The sequence below is a fragment of the Bacillus arachidis genome, assembly GCF_030285945.1.
GTDB lineage: Bacteria > Bacillota > Bacilli > Bacillales > Bacillaceae_G > Bacillus_A > Bacillus_A arachidis.
In genome coordinates this window covers 3,447,080-3,463,516 of record NZ_CP127376.1, presented here as the reverse complement: position 1 = coordinate 3,463,516, position 16,437 = coordinate 3,447,080, and the positions used below count along the sequence as shown (strand labels likewise).

Sequence of the window (16,437 nt, the reverse complement as noted above, 5' to 3'; positions counted from 1 at the left end):
AAATGCGAGAGGTTCTATTCGAACAGGTACAAGCATATATTGGAACAAGCTAGGCGTAAAGGAGGTTTGTTCCAATATGCGTGTATCAAATGTAACTGTTAGAAAAAGACTCATTTTTATACTTATATCGGGTATACTCATTTTTACAATTATTGATATTCGTCTTGGATATGTACAGTTTTTTCTCGGGAATATGTTAACAGATCGTGCGAAAGATTCGTGGAGTCGTAATATTACTTTTGAACCTGAACGAGGGAAAATTTTAGATCGAAATGGTGTGGAGCTTGCAACAAATAAAAGTGCCCCAACAGTCTTTGTTGTACCAAGACAAATTGAAAAACCAGCAGAGACTGCAGAGAAGTTAGCTGCAGTTTTAGGTGTGCAAAAAGAGGAAATCTATAAACGGATTACAAAAAAAGAGTCTATTGTGAGATTGGATAAAGGTGGAAGGAAAATTTCTCATGATAAAGCAAAGGAAGTACGTACTTTAAGTTTAAAAGGTGTTTATATTGCTGAAGATTCCATTCGGTATTATCCGTTTGGAAAATATTTATCTCATGTACTGGGATTTGCTGGAATTGATAACCAAGGGCTAATGGGATTAGAAGCATATTATGATAAAGAATTAAATGGTGATAAAGGTCATGTGCGATTTTTTGCGGATGCAAAAGGACAAAGAATGCCGAATGTTGGAGATGATTTCAAAAAACCAGAGGCTGGCTTAGATTTAAAATTAACAATCGATTCTCGAATCAATACAATTATAGAAAGAGAAATGAATATCGCAGATTCTACTTATAATCCAGATGGTATGATAGCAATTGCGATGAACCCGAAAAATGGTGAGATTTTAGGTATGTCAAGTCGCCCAAGTTTTGATCCAGCAGATTTTCAGAGCGTTTCACCAGAAGTATTTAATCGGAATTTGCCCGTTTGGAGTACATATGAGCCGGGATCAACTTTTAAAATCATTACATTGGCAGCTGCTTTGAATGAAAAATTAGTAGACTTGGAGAAAGATACGTTTTATGATGATGGAGCAGCTGAAGTTGGTGGAGCTAGACTACGTTGTTGGAAAGCTGGCGGTCATGGTAGCCAATCGTTTTTAGAAGTTGTTCAAAATTCTTGTAACCCAGGTTTTATTGAGCTTGGGGATCGCCTGGGAAAAGAAAAGTTATTCCAATACATTCGTGATTTTGGTTTTGGACAGAAGACAGGGATTGACTTACAAGGAGAAGGAAAAGGAATTTTATTTAATTTAGATAAGGTTGGACCGGTTGAACAAGCGACGACTTCCTTCGGGCAAGGGGTTTCTGTCACACCAATTCAACAAGTTGCTGCAGTAGCAGCAGCTGTAAATGGCGGGACATTATACCAACCATATATTGCGAAAGAATTTGTTGATCCATCGAATAATCAAGTTGTCAGAAAGAAAACGCCGGTTGAGAAAAGAAAAGTTATTTCCAAGGAAACATCGGAAAAAGTTCGTTATGCGTTAGAAAATGTTGTAGCGAAAGGTTCTGGTAAAGGTGCATATATTGATGGTTATCGTGTTGGCGGGAAAACAGGAACTGCCCAAAAAGTAAAAGACGGAAAATACTTAGATAATAACTATATTGTATCTTTTATAGGATTTGCTCCAGCAGATGATCCGCAAATCGTTGTGTATGTTGCGGTTGATAATCCAAAGGGGGTTACTCAATTTGGTGGTGTAGTTGCTGCGCCGATTGTGGGGAATATTCTTCGTGATGTGCTTCCTGTTATGGGAGTAGAGCCACGCAAGGAGCAAGTTGAGAAGGAATATAAATGGGGCGATACCCCTACAATAGAAGTTCCGGATTTAATCGGGATGAAGAAGAAAGATTTACAAACGCAACTTGTAGACTTACAGCTTGATATAAGTGGTGAGGGAGACAAAGTAATTAAACAATCACCAGAAGCTGGTGCGAAAGTAAAAGAAGGTTCGAAAATTCGAATTTACTTTGGGAATTAAAGGTCAGAGATTGTGTTTTATGATACAATTGGTGGAAGTTGAGTTAATATAAATATCTGTTTTCATAGAAATTTATTTCTATGAAAACAGATTATATTGCTCTTAGACATAAGTAATAAAGTAAACACTTTGTCAGCTTAGCTATTATATGCTGCACTGATAAACGAGTCTGATTTCTCGGACTCTTAGCAAATGCTTCCTTCCTCAATTTTTAGCGAATGAAGGATGCGAGAACTGCTTATTAAGTAAGAGATAAATAAACAATGTAGAGAGGGTTTAGTGAAATGAAGTTGCACACACTTGTATCATGTTTGCATGATTTTCCAGTTGTTCCAAAAGAAAATCCAGAAATTACATCCATTGAAGCGGATTCGCGTAAAGTGACAAATGGAAGCTTATTTGTATGTATGAAGGGGTATACGGTTGATAGCCATGATTTTGCTAAGCAAGCAGCCGCGCAAGGTGCGGCTGCTATTGTTGCGGAAAGACCGATTGATGTTGACGTTCCAGTTGTACTTGTGAAAAATACCTATCGTTCTTTAGCGGTTTTAGCTGATTATTTTTACGAACAGCCAACGCATAAGTTACACTTGATTGGAATTACAGGTACAAATGGAAAGACAACAACATCGCATATTATGGATGAAATTATGCGAGCGCATGGTCATAAAACAGGGCTAATCGGAACAATTAATATGAAAATCGGTGATGAAACATTCGAGGTGAAAAATACAACGCCAGATGCACTGACACTTCAGCAAACGTTTCACCGTATGGTTGAGAAAAATGTAAATAGCGCTGTAATGGAAGTTTCTTCACATGCGTTAAGCCTTGGTCGTGTACACGGTTGTGATTATGATGTGGCCGTATTTACAAATTTAACACAAGATCATTTAGATTATCATAAAACGATGGAAGAATATAAGCATGCAAAAGGTTTGTTGTTCGCTCAACTAGGCAATAGTTACCATAATAATCGTGAAAAGTACGCTGTGTTAAATAGTGATGATCCAGTAGCGGAAGAGTATATGAGAAGTACAGCAGCTACGGTTATTACGTATGGAATTGATACACATAGTGATATTATGGCGAAAGATATTGTGATGACGAGCGGTGGAACAACATTTACCCTTGTTACGCCAAGTGAAAATATAGATATTACGATGAAGTTAATTGGAAAGTTTAACGTATACAATGTTTTAGCGGCGATAGCGGCTACTCTTGTTTCAGGTGTATCTTTACAAACGATTGTTGAGGTTGTTAAGAAACTTACTGGAGTTCCAGGTCGTTTTGAAGTTGTGGATGGAGGACAAGATTATACAGTTATTGTCGATTATGCGCATACTCCAGACAGTTTAGAAAATGTGTTAACAACAGCAAAACAATTTTCGAAAGGAAACGTTTATTGCATTGTTGGTTGCGGCGGTGATCGTGATCGGACGAAAAGGCCAATTATGGCTGGCGTTGCTACAGAATATGCAACGCATGCAATTTTGACTTCAGACAATCCAAGAAGTGAAGATCCAAAATCAATTTTAGATGATATGTTAACAGGTGCAAAAGGAAATAATTATGAAGTAATCATTGATCGAAAAGAAGCAATCTTCCATGCGGTTTCAGAAGCGAAAGCAGAAGATATTATTATTATTGCTGGAAAAGGGCATGAAACGTATCAAATTATTGGAAAAGACGTACATCATTTTGATGATCGTGAAATTGCAAAAGAAGCAATCAATGAACGTCTAAACAACAAAGAGTGACAACATGAGAGGAGGACTACATGTGCTTGAACAAGGTTTATTAGTAACGGCTGGGGTAGCTTTCTTAATTTCAGTTGCCCTTTCGCCATTGTTTATCCCATTTTTACGTAAGTTAAAGTTTGGGCAGAGTATTCGTGATGAAGGACCGAAATCACATCAAAAGAAATCAGGAACACCAACGATGGGTGGTATTGTGATTTATGTGTCTATGATGGTGACAACACTTATCATGGCAATTAAATTTAAACATTTAGGTACGGAAGTATCATTATTATTATTAGTTACATTTGGTTATGGATTGATTGGCTTTTTAGATGACTATATAAAAGTTGTTAAAAAAAGAAATCTTGGTTTAACATCAAAACAAAAATTAATCGGTCAGTTAGTTATTGCAATTGCATTCTTTGTAATCGCAAAAGGACAGGGATTTGATACGCATTTAATGATCCCAGGAACTGAAATTAAATTTGATTTACACTGGGCATATTTTATCCTTGTGCTATTTATGCTTATTGGTGGATCTAATGCAGTCAATTTAACAGATGGTCTAGATGGATTATTATCAGGAACAGCTGCAATCGCATTTGGAGCATTTGGTATTATTGCAGTTGCGCAAGGTCAATATGCAGTAGCTATTTTCTGTATGGCAGTCGTAGGAGCAGTACTTGGATTTTTAGTATTTAATGCAAATCCAGCTAAGGTGTTTATGGGGGATACAGGATCGCTCGCTTTAGGTGGCGCAATAGCCGCAGTAGCTATTTTATTAAAACAAGAACTATTACTTGTTGTAATTGGCGGCGTATTTGTAATGGAAACATTATCTGTTATCATTCAAGTTATTTCATTTAAAACAACAGGAAAACGTGTCTTTAAAATGAGTCCACTGCATCATCATTACGAATTATGCGGCTGGTCAGAATGGCGTGTTGTTGTAACATTCTGGTCTGTAGGATTTTTATTGGCAGTATTAGGAATCTATATCGGGGTGTGGATGTAATTGAAAACTGTAATTGACTATCAAAATAAAAATATTCTTGTATTGGGTATTGCAAAAAGTGGTTATGCAGCAGCAACTTTATTAAAAAGCTTAGGTGCAAATGTGATTGTAAATGACGGGAAACCATTTGCTGATAATGTATTAGCTGCAGAATTGCAAGCAAAAGGAATGGACGTTGTATGCGGCGGTCATCCACTAGAGTTGTTAGAAAGAAATATTTCACTTGTTGTAAAAAATCCAGGGATTCCATACTCTAACCCATTACTAGTTGCTGCGAAAGAAAAACAAATTCCGATTGTGACAGAAATAGAGCTTGCGTATCGTGTTTCAGAGGCGCCGTTTGTTGGAATTACTGGATCAAATGGAAAAACAACAACGACAATGCTAACATTCGAGATGTTGAAAGAAGGACAAAAACATCCTGTTATTGCTGGAAACATAGGTACAGTAGCATGTGAAGTGGCACAATTTGCGAAAGAAAATGAAGTAGTTGTTACAGAACTTTCATCATTCCAGTTAATGGGAGTGGAAACATTCCAGCCTAAAATTGCAGTATTCTTAAATTTATTTGAAGCGCATTTAGATTACCATGGTACAAAGGCAGAGTATGGTTTAGCGAAAGCGAATATTTTTAAAAGCCAAACTGAGACTGACTATAGTGTAATGAATGCTGATGATACAGATGTAATGGCTTTATCAGCAAATAGTAAAGGACAAAAAGTGTTATTTTCAGCTACTAAGGTAATTGAAGATGGTGCGTGTATTAAAGATGGTGCTCTTTATTTTAAAGGTGAGAAAGTTGTGGAAATTAAGGACATCGTTTTACCAGGTAAACATAATTTAGAAAACATTTTAGCTGCTATGAGTATTGCTAAATTGTTAGGTGTAGCAAATGAGGCAATTGTTCTAGTATTAAAACGCTTTACAGGTGTAAAACATCGTTTAGAATATGTAACAACAATTAATAATCGTAAGTTTTATAATGATTCAAAAGCAACAAATATGTTAGCAACGGAAAAGGCGTTATCAGCATTTACGCAGCCTGTTATTTTGCTAGCAGGTGGGCTTGATCGTGGGAATGAATTTGACGATTTAATTCCATATTTTGAACATGTAAAAGCGATTGTGACATATGGACAAACTGCACCAAAATTAGTAAAGGCAGCTGAAAAAGCAGGATTAGATATCATTGAAACTGTCGATAATTTAGAAGAGGCAGTAGAAAGAGCGTATGCTCATTCTGCAGATGGAGATGTTATTCTTCTTTCACCAGCATGTGCAAGCTGGGATCAATTTAAAACATTTGAAGAAAGAGGAGACATTTTTATACAAGCTGTGCATAAACTTATATAAAGTAGACAAAGCATCAGTAGGTTAACACCTACTGATGCTTTGTTACATAGATTAAAAAAAGCTTCTTTAAAAGAGGTGGTGCTCATTGCCAATGAAGAAAACACCTGATTTTATTTTAATTATCGTTACACTTTTGTTGTTAACAATTGGAATGATAATGGTCTACAGTGCAAGTGCTGTCTGGGCTTCTTATAAGATGGGTGATTCATTCTTTTTTGCAAAACGACAGCTGTTATTTGCGGGAATTGGTGTAGCTGCCATGTTTTTTATTATGAGAATTGACTATTGGACATGGCGAACTTATTCGAAGGTGATTTTACTGGTTTGCTTTATTCTCCTTATCCTTGTCCTGATTCCTGGAGTTGGACTTGTTCGGGGAGGAGCACGAAGCTGGATTGGAATTGGAGCATTTTCGATTCAACCGTCAGAATTTATGAAATTTGCGATGATTATTTTTTTGGCTAAATTTTTAGCAGAAAGGCAAAAGTTAATTACTTCTTTTAAACGAGGACTACTTCCCGCACTTGGTTTTGTATTTGTTGCATTTGGCATGATTATGTTACAACCGGATCTTGGAACAGGAACAGTAATGGTTGGGACATGTATCGTAATGATTTTTATTTCAGGAGCACGTGTTTTTCATTTTTCGATGTTAGGGCTAATAGGGATAGCGGGGTTTGTCGGATTAATTGCATCGGCACCATATCGAATGAAACGAATTACTTCTTATTTGGATCCATGGTCAGATCCACTTGGGAGTGGATTTCAGATTATTCAATCGTTACTTGCAATCGGGCCTGGTGGTTTGTTTGGGCTTGGACTTGGGCAAAGTAGACAAAAATTTCTTTATTTACCTGAGCCACAGACTGACTTTATTTTTGCAATTTTATCCGAAGAATTAGGTTTTATTGGTGGATCGTTTGTGTTATTATTATTTAGTCTATTATTATGGCGTGGAGTTCGTATAGCATTAGGAGCGCCTGATTTATATGGTACGTTTTTAGCGGTAGGTATTGTGGCGATGATTGCGATTCAAGTAATGATTAATGTTGGTGTTGTAACAGGACTAATGCCTGTTACAGGAATTACTTTGCCATTTTTAAGTTATGGTGGGTCGAGTTTGACCTTAATGTTAATGGCAGTTGGCGTATTATTGAATATAAGTCGTCATTCTCGCTATTAAACCCTGTTTATAAGACAGGGTTTTTCGTATGTATATAAATCTAAACCCTTTCTTTTTAAGGGGGAAGAGACAAGTGCAAGTCACTTGCTCTTCTTCACAGCAGCGACCTATGTGTAGAGAAATCAAACTTTATATAGAAAGCGGAAAAACAGATTATAGATATACGAATACATAAAATGGAATGTAGAATAGAGAAGCGGAGGAATTTGTAGTGCGAGTATTAGTTAGCGGTGGTGGCACAGGAGGACATATATATCCAGCTCTTGCTTTAATTAGAGAAATAAAAAAATTACATCCTGAAGCAAGATTTTTATACATTGGTACAGAAAATGGATTAGAAAGTACAATTGTTCCAAAGGCAGGAATACCATTTCAATCAATTGTTATTAGTGGATTTAAACGAAAAATATCTCTTGATAATGTGAAAACAGTGATGCGTTTTCTAACAGGTGTAAAAGATAGTAAAAGGTATATTCGCCGTTTCAATCCGGATGTTGTAATTGGTACAGGTGGCTATGTATGTGGTCCAGTCGTATATGCGGCAGCAAAACTAGGAATTCCAACGATTGTACACGAACAAAATAGTGTACCTGGTGTAACGAATAAATTTTTAAGTCGATATGTCGATAAAGTAGCTGTTTGTTTTGAAGCGGCATCTGAACATTTTCCAAAGTCGAAAGTTGTCATGACAGGAAATCCACGTGCATCAGAAGTGATGAACCAAAACGGCATGATAGGGAAGCGCTCTGTTGGATTATCTCTTCCTAAAAAGTCTGTGCTTATTTTTGGTGGAAGCCGCGGGGCAAGGCCGATTAATGATGCATTTGTGGCAGCAATTGAACAATTTGGTAATAAAAACTATGAAGTATTGTATATAACAGGTGAAGTGCATTATGATAAAGTCATGGAGGCTGTGAAACAAAAAGGGAATCCGAATAATGTAATTATTAAACCATTTATTCATAATATGCCAGAGGTACTTACTGGTGTGGATCTTGTTGTTTCACGTGCTGGTGCTACAACATTAGCGGAATTGACAGCGCTAGGAAAGCCAAGTATTTTAATTCCAAGTCCTTATGTGACAAATAATCATCAAGAGAAAAACGCGAGATCAGTTGTCGATAAAGGGGCGGCAAAAATGCTTCTTGAAAAAGATTTAACTGCTGAAACTCTTCTTCATGATATTGATGAAATTCTATTAAATACACAAACATTACAAAATATGAAACTAGCTGCTACGCAATTAGGAATGCCTGATGCAGCAAATAAATTATTTGAAGTGATGAAACAACTTGTACAAAATAACGTTAGGTGAATGCCCTGCATACTACTGTAATACGGAGATTTCATATGGGGGAGATCATCATGAAACGATTAGCAAAGGAGCTTGTCGAAGCGGAAGTTGGTAAAGTACTAGAAAATGAATCGTTAGCTCGTTATACAACTATGAAAATAGGTGGGCCGGCTGACATTCTAATTTTGCCAAGTAGTGTTGTTGGTGTGGAAAAGACTTTAGATTTAGTAAAGAAACATAACACAAAGTGGACAGCGATTGGACGTGGTTCTAATCTTCTCGTATCTGATAAGGGAATTGAAGGTGTTGTAATTCGTTTAGGAGAAGGATTAGATCACCTAGAAGTAGAAGGAACTACTGTACGAGTAGGAGGAGGATATCCTCTTATTAAGTTGTCAACATTACTTAGTCGCCAAGGTTTAGCTGGATTAGAGTTTGCTAGTGGTATTCCAGGAAGTGTCGGTGGAGCAGTATATATGAATGCTGGTGCACACCAATCAGATATGTCAGAAATTTTGATGAGTGCGCGTGTTATGTTTGACGATGGTACAATGAAGTGGTTAACAAAAGAAGAGATGGAATTTTCTTATCGCACTTCTGTTTTGCAAACAAAACGTCCGGGCATTGTAGTAGAAGCGGAATTGCAGCTGAAAGCAGGAAATCGTGAAGAAATAGTTGGTATAATGCAAAAGAATAAGGAGTATCGTCGTGAAACTCAGCCGTGGAATCACCACTGTGCGGGGAGTATATTTAGAAATCCACTACCCAATTTCGCTGGGAATCTAGTTGAAAAAGCAGATCTACGTGGTTATCAAATCGGCGGTGCAAAAATTTCTGAAATGCATGGGAATTTTATTGTTAATACAGGATCTGCATCAGCAAAAGATGTGCTGGATTTAATTGCATTTGTCAAAAAAACAATTAAAGAAAAATTTGGTGTAGATATGCATACAGAAGTAGAAATCATTGGAAGATAGCTGTTATTTGTTCCGCTCGTTATCATTTATGGTATAATAAGAAGATAAGAACGGCATGCGTAACATGCCGTTCTTTATGTTACATAGGGGGATCGTACATGAAAAATAGTAAAGTGATTAAACTACAAGATCGTGTACCAAAACTAAAGAACCAAAAGAAGAAGAAGAAAAAACCTGTCAATCAGAGATTAATTTTATATGTGTCGATTTTATTTTTATTAGTACTTTTTTTAATTTATTTTCGATCTCCGCTTAGTAATATAAAAAAGATAAGTGTTTTAGGAAATCATTATATGACAGATGAACAGGTTATGAAGGAATCTGGAGTTACATATGAAACGAGTTATTTTCGAGTGACGGCACATAAGGCTGAAGAAAATTTGACAAAACGAAATGAAATCAAGAAAGTAATTGTCAAAAAGCGTTTTCCTAACAAAATTGATATTCACATTGAAGAGTATGTAACGATAGGTTATATAAACAAAGGTGGGAAGTTACAACCACTTCTAGAAAATGGTAAAACACTTGACGTGTTACCGAACGGAAAATTACCTGTCGCAGCTCCGATTTTTGAACCATTTAAGGAAGAGAAAATGAAAGAGTTAATTGAAGAGCTAGAAAAATTAACTCCGACTACTCTCAGGTCTATTTCTGAAATTCATTATGCTCCAACGAATTCAAATGAAGATCATCTTACTTTATATATGAATGAAGGTTATGAAGTGAGTACAACTATACAAGATTTTGCCAAGCGTATGGAAGTATATCCACTTATTATAAAAAATATAGAATCAGGTAGAAAAGCTCTAATTGATTTAGAAGTTGGCGCGTATTTCAAATATTTAGATAACGAAGAAAAAAAGCAGTAGAATAGTAGATTTATTTCTTTTTAAATACAATAACGACAATTGTGTTCTTCTACATGTAAAATTTATTACAATTATGATTAATTTGTTGAAAAATAGCTAGATTTTCTTCGATTCATGCTAGGATTGGTACAAGTTTAGCTTTTCTATGAGTACATCTTAGTGTAGACTTATAATTGGCGGTAATCTTTGCATTTGAAATACAGTTATTTCAAAGATAAAGCAGTCATTCACAGATTACGGTGATATCAATAAGTGAATGTTAAATAAAAATAAGAAAAATACCGGGTTAAAAAAGGGAAACGCATAAAGACGTTGAATATTTTTCTTATAAATAGTAAAGCTGCGATTGTTGTTCCATATATTGACTTGTATGGTATAAATAAAGAAGGAGGTGCCAAAGAATGAACAGCAATGAAATATATGTTAGTCTTGACATCGGTACATCCAATGTTAAAGTCATCATTGGTGAAATGGTTAATGACGGCTTAAACATTATTGGTGTTGGAAATGTAAAATCAAATGGTTTGAAAAAGGGCTCCATAGTTGACATAGACGAAACTGTTCGATCAATTAAAAAAGCAATTGAACAAGCTGAGCGTATGGTGGGAATTCACATTGAACAAGTTGTTGTAGGTGTGAATGCAAATCAGGTACAGCTTCTTCCTTGTCATGGAGTTGTCGCTGTTTCAAATGAAGATCGTGAAATTGGAAATGAAGATGTCTTACGCGTTCTGGATGCAGCACAAGTTGTATCAATTGCTCCTGAGCGTGAATTTATTGATGTGGTGCCTCGACAGTTCATTGTAGACGGTCTTGATGAGATTAACGATCCACGCGGGATGATCGGTGTAAGATTAGAAATGGAAGGCACATTAATTACAGGTTCAAGAACGTTACTACATAATTTACTACGTTGTGTAGAAAAAGCGGGCCTTGAAATTGTTGATATTTGTCTGCAACCTTTAGCTGCTGCGACGGTTGCTTTATCTTCTGATGAAAAAAATAGAGGTGTAGCTCTTGTTGATATAGGCGGGGGATCTACAACTTTATCAATCTTTCAAGATGGAGAATTACAAGCAACAAGTGTACTGCCTTTAGGTGGAGATCATATAACGAAGGATATTGCTATAGGATTTAAAACTTCAACTGAAAATGCAGATCAAATTAAGCTGAAATATGGACATGCTTTTTATGATACAGCATCTGAAGAAGAAGTGTTTACGGTTCCTATTATGGGAAGCGATCAAACAGAACAATATTCACAATTAGAGTTGTCTGATATTATTGAGGCACGTGTAGAGGAAATCTTGATGTTTGTTCAAGAAGAGGTCCGAAAGCTAGGAGTAAAACAAGTAGCGTCTGGCTACGTACTTACTGGCGGGATTGCTGCTATGCCAGGTGTTCTTGATCTTGCATATGATATTTTACATGAAAATGTTCGTATAGCAACTCCCGATTATATTGGTGTTCGTGAACCACAGTATACAATTGGGGTTGGATTAATTAAACATTCTTATCAAAAAGCGAAATTGCGCGGAAAAAATGTTCAGGAAAAGGAAGAACTTTTTGAACCAGTACCAGCACCAATGCCGGTACAGCAACAACCTGCAAAACAAACAACTCGTAAGCAAAGTAAAAATAATGAAGATAATGAGCCAATGATGTCAAAAGTAAAACGTGTATTCCGCTATTTATGGGATTAAAATTGCACACGAAAAATGAGGTTCTAGGGGGATTTCGACATGTTAGAGTTTGATACTACTCAAGATCAATTAGCGAGCATAAAAGTTATCGGTGTCGGCGGCGGTGGAAATAATGCCGTAAACCGTATGATTGAGCACGGTGTACAAGGTGTGGATTTCATCGCTGTAAACACTGATGCACAAGCATTAAATTTATCAAAAGCTGAAACAAAAATGCAAATTGGCGGAAAATTAACGCGTGGACTTGGTGCCGGCGCAAACCCTGAAGTAGGGAAAAAAGCCGCTGAAGAAAGTAAAGAACAAATCCAAGAAGCACTTCGCGGTGCAGATATGGTCTTTGTAACAGCTGGTATGGGCGGTGGAACTGGTACGGGAGCAGCTCCAGTTATCGCGCAAATCGCAAAGGAATTAGGCGCGTTAACAGTTGGCGTTGTAACACGTCCATTTACATTTGAAGGTCGCAAGCGTGCGACACAAGCTATATCTGGGATTGCAGCATTTAAAGATAATGTAGATACAATCATTGTTATACCGAATGATCGTATTTTAGAAATCGTTGATAAAAATACACCAATGCTTGAAGCGTTCCGTGAAGCGGATAACGTATTGCGACAAGGTGTACAAGGTATTTCAGATTTAATTGCTACACCTGGTCTCATTAATTTAGACTTTGCAGACGTAAAAACAATTATGTCTAATAAAGGTTCTGCGTTAATGGGTATTGGTGTTGGAACTGGTGAAAATCGTGCAGCAGAAGCAGCAAAACGTGCAATTTCTAGTCCGTTATTAGAAACATCTATCGATGGTGCGCAAGGTGTTCTTATGAATATTACTGGGGGCACGAACTTAAGTTTATATGAAGTACAAGAAGCGGCAGATATCGTTGCTTCAGCTTCAGATCCGGAAGTAAATATGATTTTCGGTTCTGTAATTAATGAGAGTTTGAAAGATGAAATTGTTGTCACTGTAATTGCAACTGGTTTTGATGATAGTGTTTCAGTTCAGCCACCAAAACCATTTGTACGTTCGGCAACAACTACAAATCATGCGCAGCAACAACCAGTAGCTCAACCACCAAAACAACGTGAAGTAAAACGCGAAGTGAAGCGTGAAGAGCCTGTTGTACACGAACGTAATACCGATTCAGACGATATCGATATTCCAGCATTTTTACGTAATCGTCGTAGACGATAAAAAAGAAAGGAGCTCAGCTCCTTTCTTTTTTATTACATAAACTTAAATATTTTCACATGAAAAACTTATCGCACTATTTGTAAATATGTAAATTCATTTTGACTTTTCAACATATAGGTCACGGCTATGAAAACAAAAGAACATCCCTACTCATTTTTTACTTTATTTTCATATGGTATGAGGCTAAAATAGGTCCTGACCGTTTCTATGCATGGCCGGGCGCTCTCACCCTAAAAAGAGAGATTTTATGCTGATTTTTCAATTTGTATTTATATAGTAAGATCATCATCTAAGTTATAGAAAGTTTGCAATATATTCCTCACGACAGATTATGTCTAGAAACCACAAAATAACAAAAAAACCCCTCCGTAAATTGACACACTTTCCTATTGGATATGCTTTATACTAGTCTCAACTTAAAAAAAGAGGTGAATTGTTTGGTTGTTTACGCCGATGTTGTTTGGTTGTTAAACGCCTGCATTGATTTTCTTTTACTTATATTAACAGCAACTGTGTTGAAAAAGAGGATCAAAAAATGGAGGCTTGTGCTAGGAGCATTCATTGGTTCTACAATTGTTATTTTTGCCTTTACTCCTTTTGCTTCTATGATGACACATCCAATTATGAAACTAGTATACTCGTTACTTATTGTGTATACAGCGTTTGGATTTTCTACTTTTAGAGATTATACACAAACTGTTTTTACCTTTTATTTTGTAACATTTATGGTAGGGGGAGGGTTAATAGGGACTCATTTTTTCCTACAAACAAATGAAATGGTAGGTGGATTAGTCCAGTCAAAATCAATTTCTTATGGTGATCCTGTAAGCTGGATGTTTGTAATCTTTGGATTCCCGATCATTTATTACTTTTCAAAAAAACGTATTGAAAATGTGGAAGTCACTAAGATTCACTATGACCAAATTGTACAGGTGAATATTAAACTTGTTGAAAATGAAATTACATTAGATGGTTTAATTGATAGTGGAAATCAGCTTTATGATCCGTTAACAAAAACACCGGTTATGATTATGCATATTTCATCATTAGAGCATTGTTTACCAACATGGTTAACACAGCAGATTTATTCCAAGACAGAGATTCCGCAAATACCAGAAAATGATTCTGGCTGGGCAACGAGGCTTCGCTTAATTCCTTTTCGAGCAGTAGGAATTGATCATCAATTTTTATGGGCAATTAAGCCTGATATTGTTCAAATTCATCATGAAGGAAGTGATATGGTCGTAAACAAAGTACTAATTGGCTTAAATACACAGCAATTGTCTACAAATGGAGAGTACCAATGTATTATACATCCGAAAATGTTGATATCTCAGAAAGTTACAATTGCTTAATTATGAGAGGTGGGAGAGTATGGCGAAATTAAAATTTTATTTCATATATATTTGGTATAAAGTATTATTGAAACTTGGAATTAAGACCGATGAAATTTACTATATAGGTGGAAGTGAGGCATTGCCACCACCTTTGACAAAAGAGGAGGAAGAAGTACTCCTTAATAAGTTGCCAAAAGGTGATCAAGCGGCACGGTCATTACTTATTGAGCGTAACTTGCGACTTGTTGTGTATATAGCGCGAAAATTTGAAAATACAGGAATTAATATTGAGGATTTAATTAGTATTGGAACCATTGGGCTTATTAAAGCTGTGAATACATTTAATCCTGAAAAAAAAATCAAACTCGCAACTTATGCATCACGTTGTATAGAAAATGAAATTTTAATGCATTTACGTAGAAATAATAAAAATCGTTCAGAAGTGTCATTTGATGAACCATTAAATATTGATTGGGATGGGAATGAATTGTTATTATCAGATGTTCTTGGTACGGATGATGATATTATTACAAAAGACTTAGAGGCCACTGTAGACAGGCACCTTCTTATGAAAGCCCTACATCAATTGAATGATCGTGAAAAACAAATTATGGAGCTCCGCTTTGGACTTGCAGGAGGAGAGGAAAAAACACAAAAAGATGTGGCGGATATGCTAGGGATTTCACAGTCTTATATATCTCGACTTGAAAAGAGAATTATAAAAAGGCTTCGAAAAGAATTTAATAAGATGGTATAAAGTGATGTTTTTGAAAAGCTGTATTATCAAGGGGAGTGTATAAAACCAATCGGTATTCCGATTGGTTTTGTCATGTTTTCTTGCAAAGTGCGAATGATATTTTAATCAAAGGCAACAAAAAAACGGTATGCATAAAATTCCCTCCAAAGGAGATACTTTACACTGTACAGCAACTCCCGATAGGAGGGAACACTTTGACGAGAAACAAAGTAGAAATTTGCGGTGTTGATACAGCTAAACTTCCAGTACTAAAAAATGAAGAGATGCGTAAATTATTTCGAGAAATGCAAAGTGGAGAGATAAGCGCAAGAGAGAAATTAGTAAATGGAAACTTACGTCTTGTACTGAGCGTCATTCAGCGATTTAACAACAGAGGAGAATTTGTTGATGATTTATTCCAAGTCGGCTGCATTGGACTTATGAAATCCATTGATAACTTTGATTTAAGCCAAAATGTTAAATTTTCAACATATGCTGTGCCAATGATTATTGGGGAAATCCGGAGATATTTACGTGATAACAATCCAATTCGAGTCTCTCGTTCATTACGAGATATCGCGTATAAAGCATTGCAGGTAAGAGAAAAGCTAATTGCTGAAAATTCAAAAGAGCCAACGGCAATGGATATTGCAAAAGTGCTTGAAGTCACACATGAAGAAATTGTTTTTGCGCTTGATGCCATTCAAGATCCAGTATCATTATTTGAGCCGATTTATAATGATGGGGGCGATCCTATTTTTGTAATGGATCAACTAAGTGATGATAAACAAAGGGACGAGCAATGGGTGGAAGAATTGGCGTTGAAAGAAGGAATGAAGCGATTAAATGATCGCGAAAAAATGATTATTCGAAAACGTTTTTTTCAAGGGAAAACACAAATGGAAGTTGCCGAAGAGATTGGGATTTCTCAAGCACAAGTATCACGCCTTGAAAAATCAGCAATTAAACAAATGAATAAGACAATTCAAGGATAAGGTCTCATCATTTAAGATGAGACCTTTTTAAGTTGTGAGTCTCAAG

Annotated in this window: 13 protein-coding genes; all 13 read left to right on the top strand. The window is 36.3% G+C overall.

Translation table 11 applies throughout. The annotated features are described in order from the left end of the window. The first annotated feature begins 76 nt into the window (after nt 1-76). The 13 genes from QRY57_RS19345 (at nt 77) to sigG (ending at nt 16,391) form a co-directional block, all read left to right on the top strand. A complete protein-coding gene (locus QRY57_RS19345) occupies nt 77-1,993 on the top strand; it encodes a stage V sporulation protein D (protein ID WP_090687167.1) in 1,917 nt (638 codons plus the stop codon). Nucleotides 1,994-2,277: 284 nt separating this feature from the next. Then, nucleotides 2,278-3,753, top strand: a complete 1,476-nt coding sequence (locus QRY57_RS19340) for a UDP-N-acetylmuramoyl-L-alanyl-D-glutamate--2,6-diaminopimelate ligase (RefSeq protein ID WP_286015889.1) — start codon at nt 2,278-2,280, stop codon at nt 3,751-3,753. Between the two features lie 22 nt (nt 3,754-3,775). Further along, nucleotides 3,776-4,750 (top strand): phospho-N-acetylmuramoyl-pentapeptide-transferase, encoded by a 975-nt coding sequence (mraY, locus tag QRY57_RS19335; protein WP_026590244.1) that lies wholly within the window; start codon nt 3,776-3,778, stop codon nt 4,748-4,750. Further along, the gene (gene murD / locus QRY57_RS19330) at nt 4,751-6,103 is read left to right on the top strand and encodes a UDP-N-acetylmuramoyl-L-alanine--D-glutamate ligase (protein ID WP_090687164.1); all 1,353 of its coding nucleotides are present in this window, start codon (nt 4,751-4,753) and stop codon (nt 6,101-6,103) included. It abuts the gene before it with no gap. A 91-nt stretch (nt 6,104-6,194) separates the two neighbouring features. Further along, nucleotides 6,195-7,286 (top strand): stage V sporulation protein E, encoded by a 1,092-nt coding sequence (spoVE, locus tag QRY57_RS19325; protein WP_026590246.1) that lies wholly within the window; start codon nt 6,195-6,197, stop codon nt 7,284-7,286. Nucleotides 7,287-7,497: 211 nt separating this feature from the next. Then, entirely contained in the window at nt 7,498-8,601 is a 1,104-nt protein-coding gene (gene murG / locus QRY57_RS19320) for an undecaprenyldiphospho-muramoylpentapeptide beta-N-acetylglucosaminyltransferase (protein ID WP_286015888.1), read from the top strand. A gap of 50 nt (nt 8,602-8,651) precedes the next feature. Then, entirely contained in the window at nt 8,652-9,557 is a 906-nt protein-coding gene (gene murB, locus QRY57_RS19315) for a UDP-N-acetylmuramate dehydrogenase (protein ID WP_286015887.1), read from the top strand. A 98-nt stretch (nt 9,558-9,655) separates the two neighbouring features. After that, complete coding sequence (locus QRY57_RS19310; protein ID WP_026590249.1) at nt 9,656-10,426, top strand: cell division protein FtsQ/DivIB; 771 nt, start codon at nt 9,656-9,658, stop codon at nt 10,424-10,426. 401 nt (nt 10,427-10,827) lie between these two features. After that, nucleotides 10,828-12,129, top strand: a complete 1,302-nt coding sequence (ftsA, locus tag QRY57_RS19305) for a cell division protein FtsA (protein ID WP_208017087.1) — start codon at nt 10,828-10,830, stop codon at nt 12,127-12,129. A gap of 39 nt (nt 12,130-12,168) precedes the next feature. After that, a complete protein-coding gene (gene ftsZ / locus QRY57_RS19300; RefSeq protein WP_286015886.1) occupies nt 12,169-13,323 on the top strand; it encodes a cell division protein FtsZ in 1,155 nt (384 codons plus the stop codon). 437 nt (nt 13,324-13,760) lie between these two features. After that, nucleotides 13,761-14,678, top strand: a complete 918-nt coding sequence (gene spoIIGA / locus QRY57_RS19295; RefSeq protein WP_286015885.1) for a sigma-E processing peptidase SpoIIGA — start codon at nt 13,761-13,763, stop codon at nt 14,676-14,678. Between the two features lie 19 nt (nt 14,679-14,697). Beyond that, nucleotides 14,698-15,417 carry an RNA polymerase sporulation sigma factor SigE gene (gene sigE, locus QRY57_RS19290; protein ID WP_026590253.1) on the top strand — a complete coding sequence of 240 codons (720 nt, stop codon included), beginning with the start codon at nt 14,698-14,700 and terminating at the stop codon, nt 15,415-15,417. A gap of 194 nt (nt 15,418-15,611) precedes the next feature. Continuing rightward, entirely contained in the window at nt 15,612-16,391 is a 780-nt protein-coding gene (gene sigG / locus QRY57_RS19285; protein ID WP_003199794.1) for an RNA polymerase sporulation sigma factor SigG, read from the top strand. Nucleotides 16,392-16,437: the final 46 nt, after the last annotated feature.